Origin of the sequence: Pseudomonas sp. MF6396, assembly GCF_002018915.1 — a bacterium.
In the GTDB taxonomy this organism is placed as follows: Bacteria; Pseudomonadota; Gammaproteobacteria; order Pseudomonadales; family Pseudomonadaceae; genus Aquipseudomonas; species Aquipseudomonas palmensis.
Window position 1 is genome coordinate 226,255 of sequence record NZ_MVOK01000004.1, and the last position, 22,945, is coordinate 249,199.

Annotated in this window: 18 protein-coding genes and 2 tRNA genes; 16 read left to right on the forward strand and 4 right to left on the reverse strand. The window is 63.6% G+C overall.

Going from position 1 to position 22,945, the window contains the following annotated elements; translation table 11 throughout:
* Position 1: 1 nt before the first annotated feature.
* The 8 genes from miaA (at position 2) to MF6396_RS05880 (ending at position 9,722) form a co-directional block, all read left to right on the forward strand.
* The gene (gene miaA / locus MF6396_RS05845; RefSeq protein ID WP_043863536.1) at positions 2-976 is read left to right on the forward strand and encodes a tRNA (adenosine(37)-N6)-dimethylallyltransferase MiaA; all 975 of its coding nucleotides are present in this window, start codon (positions 2-4) and stop codon (positions 974-976) included.
* A gap of 95 nt (positions 977-1,071) precedes the next feature.
* Positions 1,072-1,332, forward strand: a complete 261-nt coding sequence (gene hfq, locus MF6396_RS05850; protein WP_043863535.1) for an RNA chaperone Hfq — start codon at positions 1,072-1,074, stop codon at positions 1,330-1,332.
* Between the two features lie 12 nt (positions 1,333-1,344).
* Entirely contained in the window at positions 1,345-2,676 is a 1,332-nt protein-coding gene (hflX, locus tag MF6396_RS05855) for a ribosome rescue GTPase HflX (RefSeq protein ID WP_043863534.1), read from the forward strand.
* Positions 2,677-2,742: 66 nt separating this feature from the next.
* The gene (gene hflK, locus MF6396_RS05860; RefSeq protein WP_043863533.1) at positions 2,743-3,909 is read left to right on the forward strand and encodes an FtsH protease activity modulator HflK; all 1,167 of its coding nucleotides are present in this window, start codon (positions 2,743-2,745) and stop codon (positions 3,907-3,909) included.
* Positions 3,909-4,778, forward strand: a complete 870-nt coding sequence (gene hflC / locus MF6396_RS05865; RefSeq protein WP_043863532.1) for a protease modulator HflC — start codon at positions 3,909-3,911, stop codon at positions 4,776-4,778. The genes hflK and hflC overlap by 1 nt, the downstream gene beginning before the upstream one ends.
* A 278-nt stretch (positions 4,779-5,056) precedes the next feature.
* Positions 5,057-6,244, forward strand: a complete 1,188-nt coding sequence (locus MF6396_RS05870; protein WP_043863531.1) for an ATP phosphoribosyltransferase regulatory subunit — start codon at positions 5,057-5,059, stop codon at positions 6,242-6,244.
* 54 nt (positions 6,245-6,298) lie between these two features.
* The gene (locus MF6396_RS05875; protein ID WP_058541589.1) at positions 6,299-7,588 is read left to right on the forward strand and encodes an adenylosuccinate synthase; all 1,290 of its coding nucleotides are present in this window, start codon (positions 6,299-6,301) and stop codon (positions 7,586-7,588) included.
* A gap of 199 nt (positions 7,589-7,787) precedes the next feature.
* Positions 7,788-9,722: a methyl-accepting chemotaxis protein gene (locus MF6396_RS05880; RefSeq protein WP_043863529.1), complete on the forward strand. Its 1,935-nt coding sequence runs from the start codon at positions 7,788-7,790 to the stop codon at positions 9,720-9,722.
* 87 nt (positions 9,723-9,809) lie between these two features.
* Here the strand turns inward: MF6396_RS05880 and MF6396_RS05885 are convergent, their stop codons facing one another.
* The 4 genes from MF6396_RS05885 to MF6396_RS05900 form a co-directional block, all read right to left on the reverse strand.
* Positions 9,810-11,375: an ABC transporter permease gene (locus MF6396_RS05885; protein WP_078479879.1), complete on the reverse strand. Its 1,566-nt coding sequence runs from the start codon at positions 11,373-11,375 to the stop codon at positions 9,810-9,812.
* Positions 11,375-12,388, reverse strand: a complete 1,014-nt coding sequence (locus tag MF6396_RS05890; RefSeq protein WP_043863527.1) for an extracellular solute-binding protein — start codon at positions 12,386-12,388, stop codon at positions 11,375-11,377. The genes MF6396_RS05885 and MF6396_RS05890 overlap by 1 nt, the downstream gene beginning before the upstream one ends.
* 222 nt (positions 12,389-12,610) lie before the next feature.
* Positions 12,611-12,697: transfer RNA gene (locus tag MF6396_RS05895), tRNA-Leu, on the reverse strand.
* Positions 12,698-12,780: 83 nt separating this feature from the next.
* Positions 12,781-12,867 (reverse strand) — tRNA-Leu (locus MF6396_RS05900).
* A 264-nt stretch (positions 12,868-13,131) separates the two neighbouring features.
* Here MF6396_RS05900 and rnr point away from each other — a divergent pair.
* From rnr to MF6396_RS05940, 8 genes are all read left to right on the forward strand, one after another.
* On the forward strand, positions 13,132-15,771 hold the full coding sequence (rnr, locus tag MF6396_RS05905) for a ribonuclease R (RefSeq protein ID WP_078479880.1): 2,640 nt from the start codon (positions 13,132-13,134) through the stop codon (positions 15,769-15,771).
* Positions 15,768-16,520 (forward strand): 23S rRNA (guanosine(2251)-2'-O)-methyltransferase RlmB, encoded by a 753-nt coding sequence (gene rlmB / locus MF6396_RS05910; protein WP_043863525.1) that lies wholly within the window; start codon positions 15,768-15,770, stop codon positions 16,518-16,520. The genes rnr and rlmB overlap by 4 nt, the downstream gene beginning before the upstream one ends.
* Positions 16,521-16,784: 264 nt before the next feature.
* Positions 16,785-17,210, forward strand: coding sequence for a 30S ribosomal protein S6 (gene rpsF / locus MF6396_RS05915; protein WP_043863524.1), 426 nt, complete (start codon positions 16,785-16,787; stop codon positions 17,208-17,210).
* Between the two features lie 28 nt (positions 17,211-17,238).
* Positions 17,239-17,469 (forward strand): 30S ribosomal protein S18, encoded by a 231-nt coding sequence (gene rpsR / locus MF6396_RS05920; protein ID WP_003171373.1) that lies wholly within the window; start codon positions 17,239-17,241, stop codon positions 17,467-17,469.
* Positions 17,470-17,505: 36 nt separating this feature from the next.
* On the forward strand, positions 17,506-18,396 hold the full coding sequence (locus MF6396_RS05925) for a hypothetical protein (protein WP_043863523.1): 891 nt from the start codon (positions 17,506-17,508) through the stop codon (positions 18,394-18,396).
* A 21-nt stretch (positions 18,397-18,417) separates the two neighbouring features.
* Positions 18,418-18,864 carry a 50S ribosomal protein L9 gene (gene rplI, locus MF6396_RS05930; protein ID WP_043863522.1) on the forward strand — a complete coding sequence of 149 codons (447 nt, stop codon included), beginning with the start codon at positions 18,418-18,420 and terminating at the stop codon, positions 18,862-18,864.
* Between the two features lie 110 nt (positions 18,865-18,974).
* A complete protein-coding gene (gene dnaB, locus MF6396_RS05935) occupies positions 18,975-20,372 on the forward strand; it encodes a replicative DNA helicase (protein ID WP_043863521.1) in 1,398 nt (465 codons plus the stop codon).
* Positions 20,373-20,473: 101 nt separating this feature from the next.
* Positions 20,474-22,777, forward strand: coding sequence for a YgiQ family radical SAM protein (locus MF6396_RS05940; protein WP_043863520.1), 2,304 nt, complete (start codon positions 20,474-20,476; stop codon positions 22,775-22,777).
* Positions 22,778-22,945 lie beyond the last annotated feature (168 nt).

Consider the following 22,945-nt stretch of genomic DNA (forward strand, 5'->3'; position numbering starts at 1 on the left):
TATGGCAGTTCGCAATCCCCCGGCCATCTTCCTGATGGGCCCCACCGCCGCCGGCAAGACCGACCTTGCCATCGAGCTGACCAAGGTGCTGCCGTGCGAGCTGATCAGCGTCGATTCGGCGCTGGTCTACCGCGGCATGGACATCGGCACCGCCAAGCCGTCCAAGGCGTTGCTGGCCGAGCACCCGCACCGGCTGATCGACATCCTCGACCCGGCCCAGAGCTATTCGGCAGCCGATTTTCGCCGCGATGCGCTGCAGGCCATGGCCGAGATCACCGCGCGCGGCAATATCCCGCTGCTGGTGGGCGGCACCATGCTGTATTTCAAGGCGCTGCTCGAAGGCCTGGCCGATATGCCTGCGGCCGATGCGCAGGTGCGTGCCGAGCTTGAAGCCGAGGCTGCACAGCTGGGCTGGCAGGCCTTGCACGCCCAGCTGGCGGCGGTCGACCCCGAATCGGCGGCGCGCATTCACCCCAACGATCCGCAGCGGTTGGTACGGGCGCTGGAGGTGTACCGGGTCAGCGGCATGACGATGACGTCACATCGCGAGCGTCAATCGGCGCAAAGTAGCGTCGCAGGCGCTTCGGGCCAGGAACAATTGCCCTATACTGTCGCCAGCCTGGCAATCGCCCCGCAGGATCGAAAGGTGCTGCACGAGCGAATTGCGCTACGATTTGGGCAAATGCTGGAACAGGGCTTCGTCGACGAGGTCCGATCACTGCGTGCCAGAAGTGACTTGCATGCAGGGCTGCCGTCTATACGGGCAGTCGGTTATCGCCAGGTCTGGGATCACCTTGATGGCAAGTTGAGTGCAGCTGAAATGCAGGAGCGCGGCATCATTGCCACTCGCCAATTGGCGAAGCGGCAGTTTACCTGGTTGCGCAGTTGGGCCGATCTGCACTGGTTGGACAGCCTGGCTTGCGACAATCTGCCACGCACCTTGAAATACCTGGGATCGGTCTCCATATTGGGCTGAGTCCCTGCAATTGCCGTCTACTCTTGGGGGTGGGGCGGCCTGAGCCATCATATTTCTTTGATTTTTTACTATTGATCCTTACAGGAGTGCGGCATATGTCAAAAGGGCATTCGCTACAAGACCCTTACTTGAATACTTTGAGAAAAGAGAAGGTCGGCGTTTCGATCTATCTGGTCAACGGCATCAAGCTGCAGGGCACGATCGAGTCGTTCGACCAGTTCGTGATTCTGCTGAAGAACACCGTCAGCCAGATGGTCTACAAGCACGCGATCTCGACAGTGGTGCCGGTTCGTCCGATTCGTCTGCCAAGCGCAGCCGACGCCGAACAGGGCGACGCTGAGCCAGGTAACGCCTGATAGGAGTCTGCTTTGTTCTTTGAGCGCCACGGTGGTGGTGAACGGGCAATCCTCGTTCACTTGGAAGGTCAGAGCCCTGAGGCGCGCGAAGACCCGCAGGAGTTCCGCGAGCTGGCCCTGTCGGCCGGTGCCGATATTGTCGCGTTCGCCAATGTGGCGCGACACCAGCCTACCGCCAAGTTCCTGATTGGCAGCGGCAAGGTCGAGGAATTTCGCGACCTGGTCAAAGCCGAACAGGCCGATTTGGTCATTTTCAATCACACCCTCACGCCCAGTCAGGAACGTAACCTCGAACGTGTCTTCGAGTGTCGCGTGCTTGACCGCACGGGTCTGATTCTCGACATCTTCGCCCAGCGGGCCCGTACCCACGAAGGCAAGCTGCAGGTCGAACTGGCCCAGCTCGAGCACATGAGCACGCGCCTGGTGCGCGGTTGGACTCACCTCGAGCGGCAGAAGGGCGGTATTGGTCTGCGCGGGCCGGGTGAAACCCAGCTCGAAACCGACCGGCGCCTGCTGCGCATACGCCTGCGCCAGATCAAGGGCCGCCTGGAGAAGGTGCGCAGCCAGCGCGAGCAGGCACGGCGCGGGCGCAAGCGCGCGGATATCCCCTCGGTGTCGCTGGTGGGGTACACCAACGCCGGCAAGTCCACTTTGTTCAATGCGCTGACCCAGTCCGAGGTGTATGCGGCCGACCAGCTGTTCGCCACCCTCGACCCGACCCTGCGTCGGCTCGAGCTGGATGACGTCGGGCCGGTGGTGCTGGCCGACACCGTGGGCTTCATCCGTCACCTGCCGCACAAGCTGGTCGAGGCATTTCGGGCTACGCTCGAAGAGTCGAGCAACTCCGACCTGCTGCTGCACGTGATCGACGCCCATGAGCCGGAGCGCATGGAGCAGATCGAGCAGGTCATGGCGGTGCTCGGCGAGATCGGTGCCGAAGGCTTGCCGATCCTCGAGGTGTATAACAAACTCGACCTGCTCGAAGGGGTCGAGCCGCAGATACAGCGCGATGCCGACGGCAAGCCGCAGCGGGTATGGGTATCGGCCCGTGACGGTCGTGGCCTGGAGCTGGTGGGGCAGGCGATTGCAGAACTGCTGGGGGATGACCTGTTCATCGGTACCCTGCGCCTGGAACAGCGTTTCGCGCGGTTGCGCGCGCTGTTCTTCGACCTGGGGGCGGTGCAGAGCGAAGACCATGACGAAGACGGCAACACCCTGCTGGCGGTACGCTTGTCCCGGGTCGAGTTCAATCGCCTGGTAAGCCGCGAGGGGATGAAACCGCTGGAGTTCATCGAGCAACACACTTTGCAATACAAGCCCGACCTCGCGGTCGGGCAGCCGTGACAGGCATTCTGTAGCATTGGACGGCGCGCCGTGGGCGCGTCTTTGCTTTATCAGATGGAGAGCGCTATGGCTTGGAATGAGCCGGGTGGCAACTCGAACAATCAGGATCCTTGGGGTGGGCGCCGTGGTGGCGGCGACAAGAAGGGACCACCGGATCTCGACGAGGCCTTCCGCAAGCTGCAGGATAGCCTGAACGGCATGTTCGGCAGTGGCAAGAAACGGGGCGGCGACAGCGGCTCCGGCAAGGGTGCCGGTTTCGGTCTGCTGGGTATCGGCCTGGCCGTACTGGCGGCCATATGGCTGTACAGCGCCGTGTACGTGGTGGACGAACAGGAGCAGGCCGTGGTGCTGCGCTTCGGCAAATACTACGAAACCGTAGGGCCGGGCCTGAACATCTACTTCCCGCCGATCGATCGCAAGTACATGGAGAACGTCACCCGCGAGCGTGCTTATACCAAGCAGGGCCAGATGCTGACCGAAGACGAGAACATCGTCGAAGTGCCGCTGACCGTGCAGTACAAGATCACCAACCTGCAGGATTTCGTGCTGAACGTCGATCAGCCTGAAGTCAGCCTGCAGCACGCGACCGACAGTGCCCTGCGCCACGTGGTGGGTTCCACCTCGATGGACAAGGTGCTGACCGAAGGTCGTGAGCAGATGGCCGTGGAAATCAAGGAGCGTCTGCAACGCTTCCTCGACACCTACCGCACCGGTATCACCGTGACCCAGGTCAACGTGCAGAGCGCGGCAGCCCCGCGTGAAGTGCAGGAAGCCTTCGACGACGTGATCCGTGCCCGTGAAGACGAGCAGCGTGCGCGCAACCAGGCCGAGTCCTACGCCAACGGCGTGGTGCCGGAAGCCCGTGGTCAGGCGCAGCGCATCATCGAGGATGCCAACGGCTACCGCGATGAAGTGGTCTCGCGTGCCAAGGGTGAGGCCGACCGCTTCACCAAGCTGGTGGCCGAGTACCGCAAGGCTCCAGAGGTGACCCGTCAGCGTCTGTACCTGGACACCATGCAGGAAGTGTATAGCAACACCAGCAAGGTCCTGGTATCCGGCAAGGACGGTCAGAGCAACCTGCTCTACCTGCCGCTGGACAAGATGATCGACAGCCGCCGCAGTGGCAGCACCCCGGTCACCAGCGTCACGCCGTCGGCCAATGACGCCGCCAACCGTGCCGCCGCAGACCTGCAACAGCAACAGCGCGAGACGCGCTCCAGGGAGAGCCGCTGATGAGCAATAAATCCCTGATCGCCGTGATCGTCGCCGTGGTGCTGGCGATCGTCGCCTGGAACAGCTTCTACATCGTGGCCCAGACCGAACGCGCCGTGCTGCTGCAATTCGGCCGTGTGGTACAGGCCGATGTGCAGCCTGGCCTGCATGTGAAGGTTCCCTACGTCAACCAGGTGCGCAAGTTCGACGCGCGGCTGATGACCCTTGACGCACCGACCCAGCGGTTCCTGACCCTGGAGAAGAAAGCGGTGATGGTCGATGCCTACGCCAAGTGGCGCGTGCAGGACGCCGAGCGTTTCTACACCGCGACTTCGGGCCTCAAGCAGATCGCCGACGAACGTCTGTCGCGCCGTCTGGAAAGCGGCCTGCGCGACCAGTTCGGCAAGCGCACCCTGCATGAGGTGGTATCCGGTGAACGTGACGCGCTGATGGCTGACATCACCGCTTCGCTGAACCGCATGGCCAGCAAGGAGCTGGGCATCGAAGTGGTCGACGTTCGCGTCAAGGCCATCGACCTGCCCAAGGAAGTGAACCGCAGCGTGTTCGAACGCATGAGCACCGAGCGTGAGCGTGAAGCTCGCGAGCACCGCGCCAAGGGTAACGAGCTGGCCGAAGGCATCCGTGCCGACGCCGATCGTCAACGCCGCGTGTTGCTGGCCGAAGCCTATCGCGAGTCGGAAGAAACCCGTGGTGATGGTGATGCCCAGGCAGCAGCCATCTACGCCAAGGCCTATGGCCAGGACCAGGAGTTCTACGCGTTCTATCGCAGCCTGAAGGCCTACCGCGAGAGCTTCGCCGACAAGAGCGACGTGCTGGTGCTGGACCCGAGCAGCGAGTTCTTCCGCTTCATGGGCAAGACCAAACCGTAAGCATGCACACCCCGCCCGGCGGCTAAAACGTCGGGCGGGGTGCCTCCCGCGAGAAAACGGGTGTATGATGCGGCAGCCGGGAAATTCCCGGCTTTTTTGCGTCTGCAAGATCGATTGGCCTTTATCGGGCCCGGGCTTGTGGCGCACTTCAGGTTTTACGAGGGTATCGGTACTGCGGTTTCGCTGGAATCAGCGCTGCCCGTCATTGTGTGCCGATAGCTGCTTCACTCAAGGCTCGCCCGCGGGCAGGCCGCCCGGACCATAGGGGAAATGGCGTAATGGCAACGGTAGACCGCTGGCTGCTGCCAGATGGCATCGAAGAAGTACTGCCACCTGAGGCGGCGCGCATCGAGATCGCGCGTCGTCAGGTGTTGGACCTGTTCCAGAGCTGGGGTTACGAGTTTGTCGTGACCCCGCATATCGAGTACCTGGAATCGCTGCTCACCGGTGCCGGCCAGGACCTGGATCTGCGCACCTTCAAGGTCATCGACCCGCAATCCGGGCGGCAGATGGGCTTTCGGGCCGACATCACGCCACAGGTGGCGCGCATCGACGCGCACACCCTGCGCCGTGAAGGGCCGAGCCGCCTGTGTTATGCCGGCAGCGTGCTGCACGCCTTGCCACGTGCGCTGTCGACCTCGCGCAGCCCGATTCAGCTGGGCGCCGAGCTGTACGGCGATGCCAGCCCGGTCAGCGACGTCGAGGTCATCAGCCTGATGCTGGCCATGCTGCAACTGGCCGACGTGCCGGATGTGCACATGGACCTCGGGCATGTCGGTATCTACCGCGGCCTGGCCCGTGCGGCCGGCCTGTCGGGCGCGGTCGAGCAGCAGTTGTTCGACGCCCTGCAGCGCAAGGCCATCGACGAAGTGATCGAGCTGACCGCCACGCTGCCGGCTGACCTGGCCGGCATGCTGCGTTCGCTGACCGAGCTGTGCGGTGGGCGCGAAGTGCTCGAGCAGGCACGTGTGCGCCTGGGCCGTGCCCCGGCCGCAGTGCTGGCGGCGCTGGATGACCTGATGGCGATCGCCGAGCGCCTCGCCACGCGTTACCCCGAGCTGCCGCTGTATTTCGACCTGGGCGAGTTGCGCGGCTACCACTACCACACCGGTGTGGTGTTTGCCGCCTTCGTGCCAGGCGTCGGCCAGTCGATCGCCCAGGGCGGTCGCTATGACGACATCGGAGCGGACTTTGGCCGGGCACGCCCGGCTACCGGTTTCTCCACGGATTTGAAGACCCTGGTCACACTGGGGCGAGCCGAGGTGGTGTTGCCGTCTGGCGGGATCTGGATGCCCGACAGCAGCGATGCAGCACTTTGGCAGTTGGTCTGCCAATTGCGCAGTGAGGGCCAGCGGGTGGTTCAGGCCTTGCCTGGGCAGCCGCTGACCGCCGCCGTCGAGGCGGATTGCGATCGGCAATTGATTCAGCAAAACGGGCTTTGGCAGGTTCTGCCGCTGGCCATTTGAGATTCCACGCCGGCACGAGCCGGCGCCAAGTTTGCGCGAATGAGGACAAGTGTTATGGGTAAGAATGTCGTAGTCCTGGGCACCCAGTGGGGTGATGAGGGCAAAGGCAAGATCGTCGATCTGCTGACCGAACATGCTGCCGCCGTAGTGCGCTACCAGGGTGGCCACAACGCCGGCCACACCCTGGTGATCGACGGTGAGAAGACCGTGCTGCACCTGATCCCTTCGGGCGTGCTGCGCGAAGGCGTGCAGTGCCTGATCGGCAACGGTGTGGTGGTTGCTCCCGACGCCCTGCTGCGCGAGATCACCAAGCTGGAAGAGAAGGGCGTACCGGTGCGCGAGCGCCTGCGCATCAGCCCGTCCTGCCCGCTGATCCTGTCCTTCCACGTGGCCCTGGACCAGGCCCGTGAAAAGGCCCGTGGCGAGCTGAAGATCGGCACCACCGGTCGCGGCATCGGCCCGGCCTACGAAGACAAGGTTGCGCGTCGTGGCCTGCGTGTGGGCGACCTGCTCAACATGCCACGCTTCGAAGACAAGCTGCGCGAGCTGGTGGACTACCACAACTTCATGCTGGTGGGTTACTACAAAGAGCCGGCCATCGAGTTCGAAAAGACCCTGGCCGAGTGCAAGGAATACGCCGAACTGCTCAAGCCGCTGATGCTGGACGTGACTGCCGAGCTGCACGACCTGCGTCGCGCCGGCAAGGACATCATGTTCGAAGGTGCCCAGGGTTCGCTGCTGGACATCGACCACGGTACCTACCCCTACGTGACCAGCTCCAACACCACCGCCGGTGGCGTTGCGACCGGTTCGGGCGTTGGTCCGATGTTCCTGGACTACATCCTGGGCATCACCAAGGCCTACACCACCCGCGTGGGTTCGGGCCCGTTCCCGACCGAGCTGTTTGACGACGTTGGTGCGCACCTGGCCAAGCAGGGCCACGAATTTGGCGCAACCACCGGTCGTGCCCGTCGTTGCGGCTGGTTCGACGCCGTCATCCTGCGTCGCGCCATCGACGTGAACAGCATCTCGGGCATCTGCCTGACCAAGCTGGACGTGCTCGATGGCCTGGAAACCATCAACATCTGCGTCGGCTACAAGGACGCAGAGGGCAAGGACGTTGCCCCTACCGACGCCGACAGCTACGTGGGCCTGCAGCCTGTGTACGAAGAAGTGCCGGGCTGGAGCGAGTCGACCGTGGGCGCCAAGACCCTGGAAGAACTGCCGGCCAACGCCCGTGCCTACATCAAGCGTGTGGAAGAGCTGATCGGTGCGCCGATCGACATCGTCTCCACCGGCCCGGACCGCAACGAGACCATCGTGCTGCGCCATCCGTTTGCCTGATTCGCTGTAGGCAGTAAAGAACGCCGCTGTCCCTCCGGGCCAGCGGCGTTTTTTTTGGCCAGTTGGTGAAAGGGTCATAAAGGTCAGCCCTGGCTATGAATTTGACCGGTATGCCTGCTGCCCGGCACGGCCTTTGCTGTAAGAATCGTCCTATAAGGTGCCATCACTATAATGGCCCCGCGATACGGAGGGTTCTTGTGTGTCGGCCGTTCTCTCATTGTTACGAAGCCGCCTGTTGCGGCCTGTCTTTGTTGCGTTGGGTATCGCTCTTTTGGTGCAGGTGCTGGTTGCGGTCGCGCTGACGCGGAGCACGGTGACTGCGCTGGAGGCCGATCTGGGTAATCGCCTGGGTGCAGACAGCCAGAAACTGTCGGGTGAACTGGAACAGGCCGGGCGTGAGCTCAGCTCGGGCCTGGACAGCCTTTCGGCCAGTACCCGCCAGCGTTTGTCCGCCGGGCTATCCGCACGCCTTCAGGAGGAGCAGGCGCAACTGCGCGTCACCCTCGAAAAAAGCCTCAAGGAGTCGGCCAATCACATGGCCGAACTGCTGGCATCGGTTGCGCCACGGGCCATCTGGGATGACGACATACCAGCACTGTCGGAGTTTTCCCGGCGCGCCCAGCGCAATGCCAACGTGCTCTTCGTGGTCTACGACGACGCCCAGGGCCAGCACCTGACCCGCTACCTGAACCGGCAGAACCCGATCAACCAGGCCCTGATGGAAAAGGGCCAGGGCGAACGGGCGCTCGACAAGGTGCTGGATGCGGCGCGCAACGACCCGGCGGTGTACATGATCGAAGCCTCGATCAACCCCAACGGCACCGAGATCGGCAAGGTGGTGATGGGCGTCTCCACGGCGTCGGTCGACAACGAGCTCAAGGCGCTGGACGCGCGCTTCTCGGCCCTGATCGCCAGCGGCGACCAGTTGGTCGGCGATAGCCTGGTGGGCGCTGCGGCCGACAGCAACAAGGCCCTGAGCGCCCGCCTGCAGGCGGCCCAGGCCAGTGCCGCGGCGATGCAGGCCAACACCTCGCAGACCGTGCAGCAAGCGGCGGCGACCCTGCGCTGGAACATCGGCCTGGGGCTGGTGGCGGTGGGCTTCGGCGTATTGCTGGTGGTGGCCGTGGTACTCGGCCGGCGCGTGCTGAGCAAGCTGCGCCTGCTGATTGCCGCGCTCAACGACCTGGCGGCCGGCGACGGCGACCTGACCAAGCGCGTACCGATCGACAGCCGAGACGAGATCGGCGACATGGCTGCGGCGGTCAACCAGTTCGTCGACAAGCTGCAGCCCATCGTGCGCGAAGCGGGCGAGGTGGCGCAGCGCACCGGGGTCGAGATCGGCACCATGGCGCAGAACAACGCGGGCGCCGATGCGGCGGCCGCTTCGCAGCGCGATGAGGTGGCCGAGAGCCTGCGCGCCCTGTCGAGCATGGCCGATGAAGCCCAGGCCGAAAGCCAGGCCATGCAGGCAGCGTTGCAGCAGGTGGTGGACATTCGCCAGGCCACCGACGAGAACAGCCGTACCTCGGCCCAGGTGGCCAAGCTGATCGAAGCGTTGGCCGGGCAGGTGGGGGCGGGCTCCAAGGTGATCGAGCGGCTGGCCGAGCAGAGCCAGCAGATCGAGGTGGTGCTGGAGGTGATCCACGGCATTGCCGAGCAGACCAACCTGCTGGCGCTCAATGCCGCCATCGAGGCGGCGCGGGCTGGCGAGACCGGGCGCGGGTTTGCCGTGGTGGCCGACGAAGTGCGGGCGCTGGCGAGCAAGACCCAGAGCTCGACCGGCGATATCCAGGCGCACATCGGTGCCTTGCAGCAGGGCGCGCGGGAGGCGGTGGCAGCCATCAGCCAGGCCGGGCGTCAGGCCAGCGAAGGCTTGACCGTGCTCAAGGACAACGCGCGCCTGCAGCAGTCGGTGCAGGTGTCGGTGGAGCAGGTGCATGCGGCGATCGGCCTGGCCACCCGGGCGGCCGAGCAGCAGGCGCAGGGGGCGCAGGCGGTGCGTGGGCGGGTCGAGACGATTCATGCCCAGGCCGAGCGTGCAGCGCAGGTGGTGATGCAGACCACGGCCAGCAGCAAGGTGCTGGATGACCTGGCGGCGCAGTTGAAGGCCAGCCTGGGGCAGTTCAGGGCCTGAGATAGTGTCGTTTGTATCGCGGGTCAAGCCCGCTCCCACAAGGGCCTCATCGATCCTTGTGGGAGCGGGCTTGACCCGCGATGCCTTTCAGGCGCGGTTCAGGTACATCCGCGTCGTCAGCAGGTACACCGGCAACCCCGACACCACAATCAACAGCGCCGCATAGGGCGCCGCCGCCGCGAATTCGACGTTGGCGGTATGCGCCCACACTTCGGTCGCCAGCGTGGTCATGCCGGTGGGGCTGAGCAGCAGGGTGGCGGTCAGCTCCTTCATCGCATCCAGGAACACCAGCGCAAACGCTGCCGCCAGGGCCGGGAAGATGATCGGCAGGGTCACCTTGCAGAACGCCTTGAACGGCGTCGCGCCCAGGGTGCGCGCCGCCTCTTCCAGCTGTGGTGCGGCCTTGGTCAGCGCGGTACGCACCGGCGCCTGCGCCAGCGGCAAGAACAGCAGCGCATAGGCCAGCAACAGCAGGCCGGTGGTCTGGTACAGCGCCGGCACATAGTGCAGGGCGAAATACACCAGGGTCAGCGCAATCACCAGCCCCGGCAGCGCGTGCAGCAAGTAGGGCAGGCGCTCGGCCCAGATCGCCAGGCGGCCCTTGTAGCGCACCACCAGAAAGCTCACCGGTAACGCCAGCAGCAGGCTCACTCCCGCGCCGCCCAGTGCCAGCGACAGCGACGAGAACAGCGCCCGGCTGATGTCGGTCACCGGGAAGGCCGCCGACGATCCCACGCTCAGCCAGTAGCCCAGCATGCCCAGCGGGATGCCGCTGCCCAGCACTGCCAGCAGCAGGCAGCTCAACTGCCCCAGTACGCTCCAGCCACCCAGGCGGATCGGCTTGGCGCGGCGTGCCACGCCCTGGCCGATGCGCACGTGCCGCGCCTTGCCGCGTACCCGCAGCTCGAACCACAGCAGCAACAGGCACATGAACAGCAGCACCGCCGAGAGCATCGCTGCATTGGCGTTGCTGAACTCCAGCTCGAACTGCTGGTAGATCGCGGTGGTGAAGGTCTGCAGGCCCAGGATCGACAGCGCGCCGAATTCCACCAGCATGTGCAAGGCAATCAGCAGGCTGCCGCCCAGGATCGATGGCCACAGCAGCGGTAGAGTGACCCGGCGGAACACACCCCAGCGGTTGTAGCCCAGGGTGCGGGCCGATTCTTCAAGCGAGGTGTCGAGGTTGCGCAGGGTCGCGGCCACCGGCAGGAACACCAGTGGATACTTGGACAGCGCCATCACCAGGATCGCCCCGCCCAGCCCCTCGAAGCGCGGGCTCAGCGAGACCCAGGTGAAGCCGCTGACGAACGCCGGCACGGCAAACGGCAGGCACAGGATCACGCCCCACAAGCGCCGCCCGCGCAGGTCGCTGCGCTCCAGCAGCCAGGCCAGGGCCAGGCCGACCACGGCGCAGGCCACGGTCACCCCGGCCATCAGCAGCAGGGTGTTCTTCATCAGGCCCCAGACGAAGGGCCGCCACAGCAGGTACAACGCCTCGCGCCAGCCGGCCTGCCAGGCCTTGAGGCCCACGTACAGCAACGGCAGCAGGCTCAGGCCCACCAGCAGCAGCACCGGCAGCACCACCCAGATCGAGGGGCGCTTGCGGCGCGGAACATAACGCGCCACAGACGGCGCAGGCAGCACGGCTTCCATCAGAGCAGGCCGACCTCGCGCTCAAGTTCCAGGGCTTCCTCGGCATTGCCCAGGTCGGCCGGGGTGATCTTCGGCGGGCGCAGGTCTTCGAACGGCTTCAGGCCCTGGTCCGAGACCATGCCCTTGTGCAGCGGATACTCGGCGGTGGTCTGGGTGATCACGCGCTGGCCTTCTTCGCTGGCCATCCAGGCGAGCAGGGCCTGGGCTTCCTTGGGGTGCTTGCTGGCCTTGACCGCCGCGGCGCTGGAGATGGTCACCAGGCCACCGACGTCGCCGTCGGCCAGGTAGTAGAGCTTGGAGTCCAGCTGGCCGCGCTCTTTCTTGAGGGCGTACCAGTAGTAGTTGTTCACCAGTACGGCAGCCACTTCGCCGTTTTCCACGGCCTTGAGGGCAACCATGTTGTTGGTGTAGGTCTTGCCGAAGGCCTTGAGGCCGGTCAGCCATTCTTCGGCCGCTTCACGCCCGTGCAGCTTGAGGATGGCCACGGCCTGTTCCTGGAACGCGCCGCTGGTGGGCACGAAGCCGACCTTGCCGTCCCACTCGGGGTCGGCGAAGTCCATCACCGATTGTGGCAGGTCTTTTTCGTCGATCACCTTGGGGTTGAAGGCCACCACGCGGGTGCGAGCGGTCACGCCCATCCAGGTGCCGTTGCTGGCCACGTATTCCTTGGGCAGCACTTGCAGGGTCGAATCGTCGATCTTGGCCAGCAGGCCCTTCTCGCCCAGGTTGTTCAGCGGCGGCGATTCTTCGGTATAGATGACGTCGGCCGGGGAGCGTGCGCCTTCTTCCTCGATCTGGCTGGCCAGCTGGTTGCTGCTGCCCTTGCGGATATTGATGTGAATGCCGGTCTTGGCCTCGTAGGCCTTGGCGATGGCTTCGCCGATTTCCTTGTGCTGGCCGTTGTACAGGGTCAGCGTCACAGGGTCGGCGGCCATGGCGGCGGGTGCTGCGAGCACCAGGCTGAACACGGAAACGGCCAGGCCGCGCAAAATCGGGTTGATGCGGATCGTCATGCGGGTGGTTCCTCGCTTGCGGGCTACAAATCTTGAAACAATGATAAACGATATAGTTTCTCAAGTACGCCCATGAGGAAAAATTCATGAGCTGACTATCGGTTAACTCACTTGATTTGTTGGGCAGGGCGGGGTGGCAACGCAGCGTCCGAATGGGCGGCAGTGGGGTGAGTTCGAATCGCAGGCATAAAAAAACCCGCTTTCGCGGGTTTCTCTAGAATATGGTGCCCAGAAGAAGACTCGAACTTCCACGACCGTAAGGTCACCAGCACCTGAAGCTGGCGTGTCTACCAATTTCACCATCTGGGCAAAGTTGAAGCATTGAAACATGAAACGGTGTAGCGTGTGTTGCGTAAATTCCAGACAGGCAAGCTAATCTGAAACTTGAAAATTGGTGCCCAGAAGAAGACTCGAACTTCCACGACCGTAAGGTCACCAGCACCTGAAGCTGGCGTGTCTACCAATTTCACCATCTGGGCATATCGTCGAGGCTTCATGATGCTTCACATCGCGCCGCTTCTCAACTATAACGACGCTGTCCGTCGTTGTGGTGCGCACTATACGGATGCCCTCGAAGGCTGTAAAGCCCCGTTCAGAAAAAATCTCAAAAATTTCAAGTCGTTGTTCCTTGGGCTGTTTTGGCACCACTCAAGGGCCCTGACGGGGCTGTCAAAGCCTCGGATTTCCGGTTTCAATACGGCTATGCCAAACTAACCCTATATAGACAAGGTGAACCCCTACTAATGGCCGATTGGCAGACCCTCGATCCCGAGGCCGCTCGTGAAGCGGAAAAATACGAAAACCCCATTCCTAGCCGTGAGCTGATCCTCCAGCGCCTTGACGAGCGCGGCTCTCCCGCCGCCCGCGAGCAACTGGTGGAAGAGTTCGGCCTGCAGACCGAGGACCAGATCGAGGCCTTGCGTCGCCGCCTGCGCGCCATGGAGCGTGACGGCCAGCTGATCTACACCCGGCGCGGCACCTATGCCCCGGTAGACAAGCTGGACCTGATCCTGGGTCGCATCTCGGGCCACCGCGACGGTTTCGGTTTTCTCGTCCCCGACGATGGCAGCGACGACCTGTTCCTGAGCCCGGCGCAGATGCGCCTGGTGTTCGATGGCGACCGAGCGCTGGCGCGCGTGTCCGGGCTTGACCGGCGCGGCCGGCGTGAAGGCGTGGTGGTCGAAGTGATCTCCCGTGCCCACGAAAGCATCGTGGGGCGCTACTTCGAGGAAGGCGGGGTGGGCTTCGTGACCCCCGACAACCCCAAGGTCCAGCAGGAAGTGCTGGTGACCCCGGGCCGCAATGCCGGCGCCAAGGTCGGCCAGTTCGTCGAGGTGAAGATCACCCACTGGCCGACCCAGCGCTTCCAGCCGCAGGGCGATATCGTCGAAGTGATCGGCAACTACATGGCGCCGGGCATGGAAATCGACGTGGCGCTGCGCAGCTACGACATTCCCCATGTATGGCCCGAGGCGGTCATCAAGGAAGCGCGCAAGCTCAAGCCTGAAGTCGAAGAGAAGGACAAGGAACACCGCATCGACCTGCGTCACCTGCCGTTCGTCACCATCGACGGCGAAGACGCACGTGACTTCGACGATGCCGTGTACTGCGAAAGCCTGGGCAAGCTGCGCCTGTTCTCCGGTGGCTGGCGCCTGTTCGTGGCGATTGCCGACGTGTCCAGCTACGTGCGCCTGGGCTCTGCCCTGGACAACGAAGCCCAGGTGCGCGGCAACTCGGTGTACTTCCCCGAGCGGGTGATCCCGATGCTGCCCGAGGAGCTTTCCAACGGCCTGTGCTCGCTGAACCCGAACGTCGACCGGCTGGCGATGGTCTGTGAAATGACCATCAACAAGTCCGGCCAGATGGTCGATTACCAGTTCTACGAAGCGGTCATCCACTCCCACGCGCGCCTGACCTACAACAAGGTCAGCAGCATGCTCGAACATGCCCGTACCCGTGAAGGCAAGGCGCTGCGCGAGCAGTACAGCCACGTGGTGCCGGACCTCAAGCAGCTGTATGCGCTGTACAAGGTGTTGCTGGCGGCCCGTCACACCCGTGGCGCGATCGACTTCGAAACCCAGGAAACCCGCATCATCTTCGGTGCCGAGCGCAAGATCGCGGAAATTCGCCCGACCGTGCGCAACGATGCGCACAAGTTGATCGAAGAATGCATGCTCGCGGCCAACGTGGCGACGGCCGAGTTCCTCAAGAAGCACGAGATCCCTGCGTTGTACCGCGTGCACGACGGTCCGCCGCCGGAGCGCCTGGAAAAACTGCGCGCCTTCCTCGGCGAGCTGGGGCTTTCGCTGCACAAGGGCAAGGATGGTCCGTCGCCCAAGGACTACCAGGCGCTGCTGTCGCAGATCGCCGGTCGCCCTGACTTCCACCTGATCCAGACCGTGATGCTGCGCTCGCTGAGCCAGGCGGTGTACAGCGCCGACAACAACGGCCACTTCGGCCTGAACTACGAGGCGTACACCCACTTCACCTCGCCGATCCGGCGTTACCCCGACCTGCTGACCCACCGTGCCATCCGCAGCGTGATCCGTTCGCGCCAGGAAACCCCGCACGTCAAGCGGGCCGGCGCGATGAGCATTCCCAAGGCGCGCATCTACCCGTACGACGAGGCGGCCCTGGAGCAGCTGGGCGAGCAGTGCTCGATGAGCGAGCGACGCGCCGACGAAGCCACCCGCGACGTGACCAACTGGCTCAAGTGCGAGTACATGAAGGATCGCGTGGGCGAAAGCTTCCCGGGTGTGATCACCGCGGTGACCGGTTTCGGCCTGTTCATCGAACTGACCGACATCTACGTCGAAGGCATGGTGCACGTCAGTGCCTTGCCGGGTGACTATTACCACTTCGACCCGGTACACCACCGCCTGGCGGGCGAGCGCACCGGTCGCAGCTTCCGCCTGGGCGACACGGTCGAAGTGCGCGTGATGCGCGTGGACCTCGAACAGCGCAAGATCGATTTCGAGATGGCCGAAAACACCCTGAATGCGCCGATCGGTCGCAAGCAGCGTGGTGCCGAGCATGCCGCCAAGGGCAAGACGGGCGCTGCCCCGGCCAAGTCCAATGGTGCCGCCAAGCCCTACAGCGCGCCGGCCAAGGCCGCCAAGGTCGAAGCGGCGCCGGCCGAGCCGCCGCGCCGCAGCCGCAAGAACGAAACCTCCGAAGCCTATTTCCCGGCCGATGCCGCAGCCAAGAACGCCGAAGTGCGCAAGAGCCGGGAAATGAAGAAGGCGTTGCTGTCCGATGCCAAGAACGCCGTGGGCAAGCCTGCGGCCAAGGGCTCGAAGACGTCTTCGGAGAAACCGAGCAAGCACCGCAAGGGGCCGCCAAAAGCCGGTTCCGCTTCACGTAAACCCAAGGGCAAGTCATGAGTCAGCTGGAAAAGATCTACGGTGTGCATGCGGTGGAGGCCTTGTTGCGCCACCACCCCAAGCGGGTCAAGCAGATCTGGCTGGCCGACAGCCGCAGCGAGCCGCGCGTGCAGGCCCTGCTGGAGCTGGCCGCACAGAACCGAGTGACGGTCGGCCAGGCTGAACGCCGCGAGATGGACGCCTGGGTCGAGGGCGTGCACCAGGGCGTGGTCGCCGAGGTCAGCCCGAGCCAGGTGTGGGGCGAGGCGATGCTCGAAGAGCTGCTGGACCGTACCGAAGGCGCGCCGCTGATTCTGGTGCTGGACGGTGTGACCGACCCGCACAACCTGGGCGCCTGCCTGCGCACCGCCGATGCGGCCGGTGCGCTGGCAGTGGTGGTGCCCAAGGACAAGTCGGCGACCCTGACCCCGGCGGTACGCAAGGTGGCGTGTGGCGCTGCCGAGGTGATCCCGCTGGTGGCCGTGACCAACCTGGCGCGTACCCTGGAGAAGCTCCAGCAGCGCGGCCTGTGGGTGGTGGGAACGGCGGGGGAGGCCGAACAGGAGCTGTATCAGCAGGACCTGACCGGCCCGACCATCCTGATCATGGGCGCCGAGGGCAAGGGCATGCGCCGCCTGACCCGCGAGCACTGCGATTTTCTGGTGAAGCTGCCGATGGCCGGCAGCGTCAGCAGCCTGAACGTGTCGGTGGCCACGGGCGTGTGTCTGTTCGAGGCGGTGCGTCAGCGTCAGGCAAAGCGCAAGGCCTGATAAGGCGTTGCCACTTTCGCGGGTCAAGCCCGCTCCCACAGGGTTTTCGGTGGCCTGTGTGGGGGCGGGCTTGGCCCGCGATGCTTTTAAAGCTGTTCAAATAATCACCAATTGCCTTGCGTGCGCCCCGGCGCTTCTCTACAATTGCGCCCCTTGCCCCGCTGGCAGGCGCGCATGCGCCCACCGCACAAGGCAAGACAAACAGTGTCATTCACTCCTTGTCTGACCACCCTGGTGGCAGACTACAACCCGTAAGGAGCATTCATGCGTCATTACGAAATCATCTTTCTGGTCCACCCTGACCAGAGCGAGCAAGTCGGCGGCATGGTTGAGCGTTACACCAAGCTGATCGAAGAAGACGGCGGCAAGATCCACCGTCTGGAAGACTGGGGCCGTCGTCAACTGGCCTATGCAATCAACAATGTTCACAAGGCTCACTACGTGATGCTGAACGTTGAGTGCACCGGCAAGGCCCTGGCCGAGCTGGAAGACAACTTCCGCTACAACGATGCCGTGATCCGTAACCTGGTCATCCGTCGCGACGAAGCCGTTACTGGCCAGTCCGAGATGCTCAAGGCTGAAGAAAACCGCAGTGAGCGCCGTGAGCGTCGCGACCGTCCTGAGCACGCTGACAACGCCGAAGGCGATGACAGCGACAACAGCGACAACAGCGATAACGCTGACGAGTAATCCACGGACCTTTTGAGGAGCCTATTACATGGCACGTTTCTTCCGTCGTCGTAAATTCTGCCGCTTCACTGCTGAAGAAGTGAAAGAGATCGATTACAAAGATCTCAACACCCTGAAAGCTTATGTATCCGAAACCGGCAAGATCGTTCCAAGCCGTATCACCGGTACCAAAGCTCGTTATCAGCGTCAGCTGGCTACCGCTATCAAGCGCGCCCGCTTCCTGGCCCTGCTGGCCTACACCGACAGCCACGGCCGCTGAGACCGGGTCGTCGACAGGTAGCAAGGGATAAAGTGCATGCGAGCGTTAGCTGATTTCATCATGCGCGGTCGCGTGCAGGCCACTCTGGTAGTGGTCGGTTGTGCGGCATTGCCGCTGTTGTTCTGGTTGAGTGCCGCCGCCGGGAGCCTGGTGTTCCTGCGGCGCGGTTTCAAGGACGCCTCCGGGATCCTCGCCTGGGCATTGCTGCCCGCGCTGGTCTGGTGGTTCTTCGGTGAACCGCGCACCTTGATGGTGTTGCTGGGAACCTTCGGTCTGGCTGCGTTGCTACGCGCCGGACAGTCCTGGAGCCGGGTGCTGTTGTTCAGCATCGCCTGGGGCCTGGTGTATGGCGTCATCCTGGGTTCGGTGTTCCGCGAACCGATCGAAGCGCTGGCGCAGGTGCTTGAAAAAGCCCTGCCGCAGATGCTCGACGGTCTCTACCAGCAGTTGACGGTAGAAGAGCGGGCCCGCCTGGGGAGCGTGATCGCACCGGTGCTTACCGGCCTGATTGCGGCATTGCTGCAGGCAGTCAGTCTGCTGGCCCTGATGTTGGGTCGCTACTGGCAAGCCGCGTTGTACAACCCGGGAGGCTTTGGCAGCGAGTTTCGCGCCATACGGCTCCCGCTGGTACCGGCGCTGTTGCTGCTGGTGTGCATGCTGATAGCGCCGAATTTCGGCAGCGAACTGGCGATGTTGACACCGTTGTGCAGCGTACCGCTGGTGTTCGCCGGGCTGGCCCTGATTCACGGGCTGGTCGCGCAGAAGCGCCTGGCCAGGTTCTGGCTGGTGGGGATGTACGTGACGCTGGTGCTGTTCATGCAGCTGATTTATCCGTTGCTCGTGGTTCTGGCCATTGTCGACAGCCTGATTGATTTTCGCGGTCGTTCTGCATCGAAAGATGCCGGTGACGCGAACGGTGAAGGTTAAAAGTTAAGAGGTTTATACCTAATGGAACTGATCCTGCTGGAAAAAGTCGCCAACCTGGGCAACCTGGGCGACAAGGTAAATGTTAAGGCCGGTTACGGTCGTAACTTCCTGCTGCCATTCGGCAAGGCTACCGCTGCGACCGCTGCCAACCTGGCTGCGTTCGAAGAGCGTCGCGCCGAGCTGGAAAAACTGGCTGCTGACAAGAAAGCTTCGGCTGAAACCCGCGCTGCCCAACTGGCCGAGCTGGAAGTGACCATCACTGCCACCGCCGGTGACGAAGGCAAGCTGTTCGGTTCGATCGGCACCCACGACATCGCTGACGCCCTGACCGCCTCCGGCGTTGAAGTGGCCAAGTCTGAAGTGCGTCTGCCGAACGGCACCATCCGCAACGTTGGCGAATTCGACGTAGCCGTGCACCTGCACAGCGACGTAGAAGCCACCGTTCGCGTGGTTGTCGTCGCAGCCTAAGCTGGACCAATCGACTGGCACCCTGGGTGCCAGCCGGTTAACATCGGGCACGATCCTGCATTGCAGGTCGTGCCCTTTGTCTTTTTCAACACCCTGATTCCCAAGTGGCCATGAACGAGATAACCGCCCCCGAGCAATATGATCTGCAAACCGCTGCCCTGAAGGTGCCGCCGCATTCCATCGAGGCCGAACAGGCCGTACTCGGTGGCCTGATGCTGGACAACAACGCCTGGGAGCGCGTGCTCGATCAAGTCTCCGACGGCGACTTCTACCGGCATGACCATCGCCTGATCTTCCGCGCCATCTACAAGCTCGCCGACCTCAACACCCCGTTCGACGTGGTGACGCTGCACGAGCAGCTCGACAAGGAAGGCCTGAGCTCCCAGGTCGGTGGCCTGGGTTACCTGGGCGAGCTGGCCAAGAACACCCCGTCGGTGGCCAACATCAAGGCCTATGCGCAGATCATTCGCGAGCGCGCCACACTGCGCCAGCTGATCAGCATCAGCAGCGAGATCGCCGACAGCGCGTTCAACCCCCAGGGCCGCAACGCCGCCGAGATTCTCGACGAGGCCGAACGGCAGATCTTCCAGATCGCCGAAGCACGGCCCAAGACCGGTGGCCCGGTAGGGGTCAACGAACTGCTGACCAAGGCCATCGACCGCATCGACACGCTGTTCAACTCCGACAGCGCCATCACCGGTATCTCCACCGGCTACACCGACCTGGACGAGAAGACCAGCGGCCTGCAACCGGCCGACCTGATCATCGTGGCCGGCCGTCCGTCGATGGGTAAGACCACCTTCGCCATGAACCTGGTGGAGAACGCCGTGTTGCGCAGCGACAAGGCGGTGCTGGTGTACTCCCTGGAGATGCCAGGCGAATCGCTGATCATGCGTATGCTCTCCTCGCTGGGGCGCATCGACCAGACCAAGGTGCGTTCCGGCCAGCTGGACGACGACGACTGGCCGCGCCTGACTTCGGCGGTCAACCTGCTCAATGACCGCAAGCTGTTCATCGACGACACCGCCGGCATCAGCCCGTCGGAAATGCGCGCACGTACCCGGCGCCTGGTGCGTGAGCATGGCGAGATCGCCATGATCATGATCGACTACCTGCAACTGATGCAGATCCCGGGCTCCAGCGGCGACAACCGTACCAACGAGATTTCCGAGATCTCGCGCTCGCTCAAGGCCCTGGCCAAGGAATTCAACTGCCCGGTCATCGCCCTGTCGCAGCTCAACCGCTCCCTCGAGCAGCGCCCCAACAAGCGCCCGGTGAACTCCGACTTGCGTGAATCGGGTGCGATCGAGCAGGACGCCGACGTGATCATGTTCGTGTACCGCGACGAGGTGTACCACCCCGAGACCGAGCACAAGGGCATCGCCGAGATCATCATCGGCAAGCAGCGTAACGGCCCCATCGGCTTCGTGCGCCTGGCGTTCATCGGCAAGTACACGCGCTTCGAGAACCTGGCACCGGGCAGCTACAACTTCGACGACGACGAATAAGGTGCCGATGGCCAATTCCGACTTCTGACGTCGGAATTGGTCAAAATTTGTGCTATATTCCGCGCCCGCGATTTCCCTGATACCAAGAACCGGTCACTGACATGCAAGCAGCCAAACCACTTTTCGACTATCCCAAGTACTGGGCCGAATGCTTCGGGCCAGCGCCATTCCTGCCGATGAGCAGGGAGGAGATGGATCAGCTCGGCTGGGATTCCTGCGACATCATCATCGTGACCGGTGACGCCTACGTCGACCACCCGTCGTTCGGCATGGCCATCATCGGCCGGCTGCTCGAAGCCCAGGGCTTCCGGGTGGGCATCATTGCCCAGCCGAACTGGCAGAGCAAAGACGACTTCATGAAGCTGGGCGAGCCGAACCTGTTCTTCGGTGTCGCGGCCGGCAACATGGACTCGATGATCAACCGCTACACCGCCGACAAGAAGATCCGCTCGGACGACGCCTACACCCCGGGCGGCCTGGCCGGCAAGCGCCCCGACCGTGCCAGCCTGGTCTACAGCCAGCGCTGCAAGGAAGCCTACAAGCACGTGCCGATCGTGCTGGGTGGCATCGAGGCCTCGTTGCGCCGCATCGCGCACTACGACTACTGGCAGGACAAGGTGCGGCACTCGATCCTGATCGACGCCTGCGCCGACATCCTGCTGTACGGCAACGCCGAACGCGCGATCGTCGAAGTCGCCCAGCGCCTGTCCTACGGCCACAAGATCGAAGACATCACCGACATCCGCGGCACCGCCTTCGTGCGCCGCGATACCCCGCAGGGCTGGTACGAAGTGGACTCCACGCGTATCGACCGGCCGGGCAAGGTCGACAAGATCATCAACCCGTACGTGAACACCCAGGACACCCAGGCCTGCGCCATCGAGCAGGAGAAGGGCCCGGTCGAAGACCCGCAGGAAGCCAAGGTGGTGCAGATTCTGGCCAGCCCGCGCATGACCCGCGACAAGACCGTGATCCGCCTGCCGTCCTACGAGAAGGTGCGCAGCGATGCGGTGCTGTACGCCCACGCCAACCGCGTGCTGCACCTGGAAACCAACCCGGGCAACGCCCGTGCGCTGGTGCAGAAGCACGGCGAGGTGGACGTGTGGTTCAACCCGCCGCCCATCCCGATGACCACCGAAGAGATGGACTACGTGTTCGGCATGCCCTATGCGCGCGTCCCGCACCCGGCGTATGGCAAGGAGAAGATCCCGGCCTACGACATGATCCGCTTCTCGGTGAACATCATGCGTGGCTGCTTCGGTGGCTGCACCTTCTGCTCGATCACCGAGCACGAAGGCCGCATCATCCAGAACCGTTCCCACGACTCGATCATTCGCGAGATCGAAGAAATCCGCGACAAGGTGCCGGGCTTTACCGGGGTCATCTCCGACCTGGGCGGGCCGACCGCCAACATGTACCGCATTGCCTGCAAGAGCCCGGAAATCGAATCTGCGTGCCGCAAGCCGTCGTGCGTGTTCCCCGGCATCTGCCCCAACCTGAACACCGACCACTCGGCGCTGATCCAGCTGTACCGCAGTGCGCGTGACCTGCCGGGGGTGAAGAAGATCCTGATCGCCTCGGGCCTGCGCTACGACCTGGCAGTCGAGTCGCCGGAGTACGTCAAGGAGCTGGTCACCCACCACGTGGGCGGCTACCTCAAGATTGCCCCGGAGCATACCGAGGAAGGCCCGCTGAACCAGATGATGAAGCCTGGTATCGGCAGCTACGATCGCTTCAAGCGCATGTTCGAGAAGTACTCCAAGGAGGCGGGCAAGGAGCAGTACCTGATCCCGTACTTCATCGCGGCGCACCCGGGCACTACCGACGAAGACATGATGAACCTGGCCCTGTGGCTCAAGGGCAATGGCTTTCGCGCCGACCAGGTGCAGGCGTTCTACCCGTCGCCGATGGCCTCGGCCACTGCCATGTACCACTCGGGCAAGAACCCGCTGCGCAAGGTCACCTACAAGAGCGACGCGGTGACCATCGTCAAGAGCGAGGAGCAGCGCCGCCTGCACAAGGCGTTCCTGCGTTACCACGACCCCAAGGGCTGGCCGATGCTGCGCGAGGCCCTGCAGCGCATGGGGCGTGCCGACCTGATCGGGCCGGCCAAGCACCAGTTGATCCCGCTGCACCAGCCGGCGACCGACAGCTATCAGAGTGCGCGGCGCAAGAACTCGACGCCGGCGGGCAGCCACAAGGTGGCCAAGGAAACCAAGATCCTGACCCAGCACACCGGCTTGCCGCCGCGTGCCAGCGACGGTGCCAAGCCGTGGGACAAGCGCGAGCAGGCCAAGGCGGCCGCCTTTGCGCGTAACCAGGAAGCGGCCAAGGCACGCAAGGATGCCGCCAAGGGTGGCAAGGGCAAGGGCAAGAAGACCCGCGAGCCGGTGTTGCCACGCTGATACGCGTCGCGTCCATCGCGGGTCAAGCCCGCTCCCACAGGTACAGTGCAGATCCATAGGCCACTGACTATCCTGTGGGAGCGGGCGTGACCCGCGATGAGGCCCACAAGGCCACATCCATCCTTCTCCCCATCCCCGCCACACGCTACCCTGCATCACCTGCCGTCA

Bases quoted from the DNA above. Each gene is read 5' to 3' on its own strand.
- miaA (WP_043863536.1), top strand. From the start codon at position 2: ATGGCAGTTCGCAATCCCCCGGCCATCTTCCTGATGGGCCCCACCGCC.
- hfq (WP_043863535.1), top strand. From the start codon at position 1,072: ATGTCAAAAGGGCATTCGCTACAAGACCCTTACTTGAATACTTTGAGA.
- hflK (WP_043863533.1), top strand. From the start codon at position 2,743: ATGGCTTGGAATGAGCCGGGTGGCAACTCGAACAATCAGGATCCTTGG.
- hflC (WP_043863532.1), top strand. From the start codon at position 3,909: ATGAGCAATAAATCCCTGATCGCCGTGATCGTCGCCGTGGTGCTGGCG.
- MF6396_RS05870 (WP_043863531.1), top strand. From the start codon at position 5,057: ATGGCAACGGTAGACCGCTGGCTGCTGCCAGATGGCATCGAAGAAGTA.
- MF6396_RS05875 (WP_058541589.1), top strand. From the start codon at position 6,299: ATGGGTAAGAATGTCGTAGTCCTGGGCACCCAGTGGGGTGATGAGGGC.
- MF6396_RS05885 (WP_078479879.1), bottom strand. From the start codon at position 11,375: ATGGAAGCCGTGCTGCCTGCGCCGTCTGTGGCGCGTTATGTTCCGCGC.
- MF6396_RS05890 (WP_043863527.1), bottom strand. From the start codon at position 12,388: ATGACGATCCGCATCAACCCGATTTTGCGCGGCCTGGCCGTTTCCGTG.
- rnr (WP_078479880.1), top strand. From the start codon at position 13,132: ATGGCCGATTGGCAGACCCTCGATCCCGAGGCCGCTCGTGAAGCGGAA.
- rlmB (WP_043863525.1), top strand. From the start codon at position 15,768: ATGAGTCAGCTGGAAAAGATCTACGGTGTGCATGCGGTGGAGGCCTTG.
- rpsF (WP_043863524.1), top strand. From the start codon at position 16,785: ATGCGTCATTACGAAATCATCTTTCTGGTCCACCCTGACCAGAGCGAG.
- rpsR (WP_003171373.1), top strand. From the start codon at position 17,239: ATGGCACGTTTCTTCCGTCGTCGTAAATTCTGCCGCTTCACTGCTGAA.
- MF6396_RS05925 (WP_043863523.1), top strand. From the start codon at position 17,506: ATGCGAGCGTTAGCTGATTTCATCATGCGCGGTCGCGTGCAGGCCACT.
- rplI (WP_043863522.1), top strand. From the start codon at position 18,418: ATGGAACTGATCCTGCTGGAAAAAGTCGCCAACCTGGGCAACCTGGGC.
- dnaB (WP_043863521.1), top strand. From the start codon at position 18,975: ATGAACGAGATAACCGCCCCCGAGCAATATGATCTGCAAACCGCTGCC.
- MF6396_RS05940 (WP_043863520.1), top strand. From the start codon at position 20,474: ATGCAAGCAGCCAAACCACTTTTCGACTATCCCAAGTACTGGGCCGAA.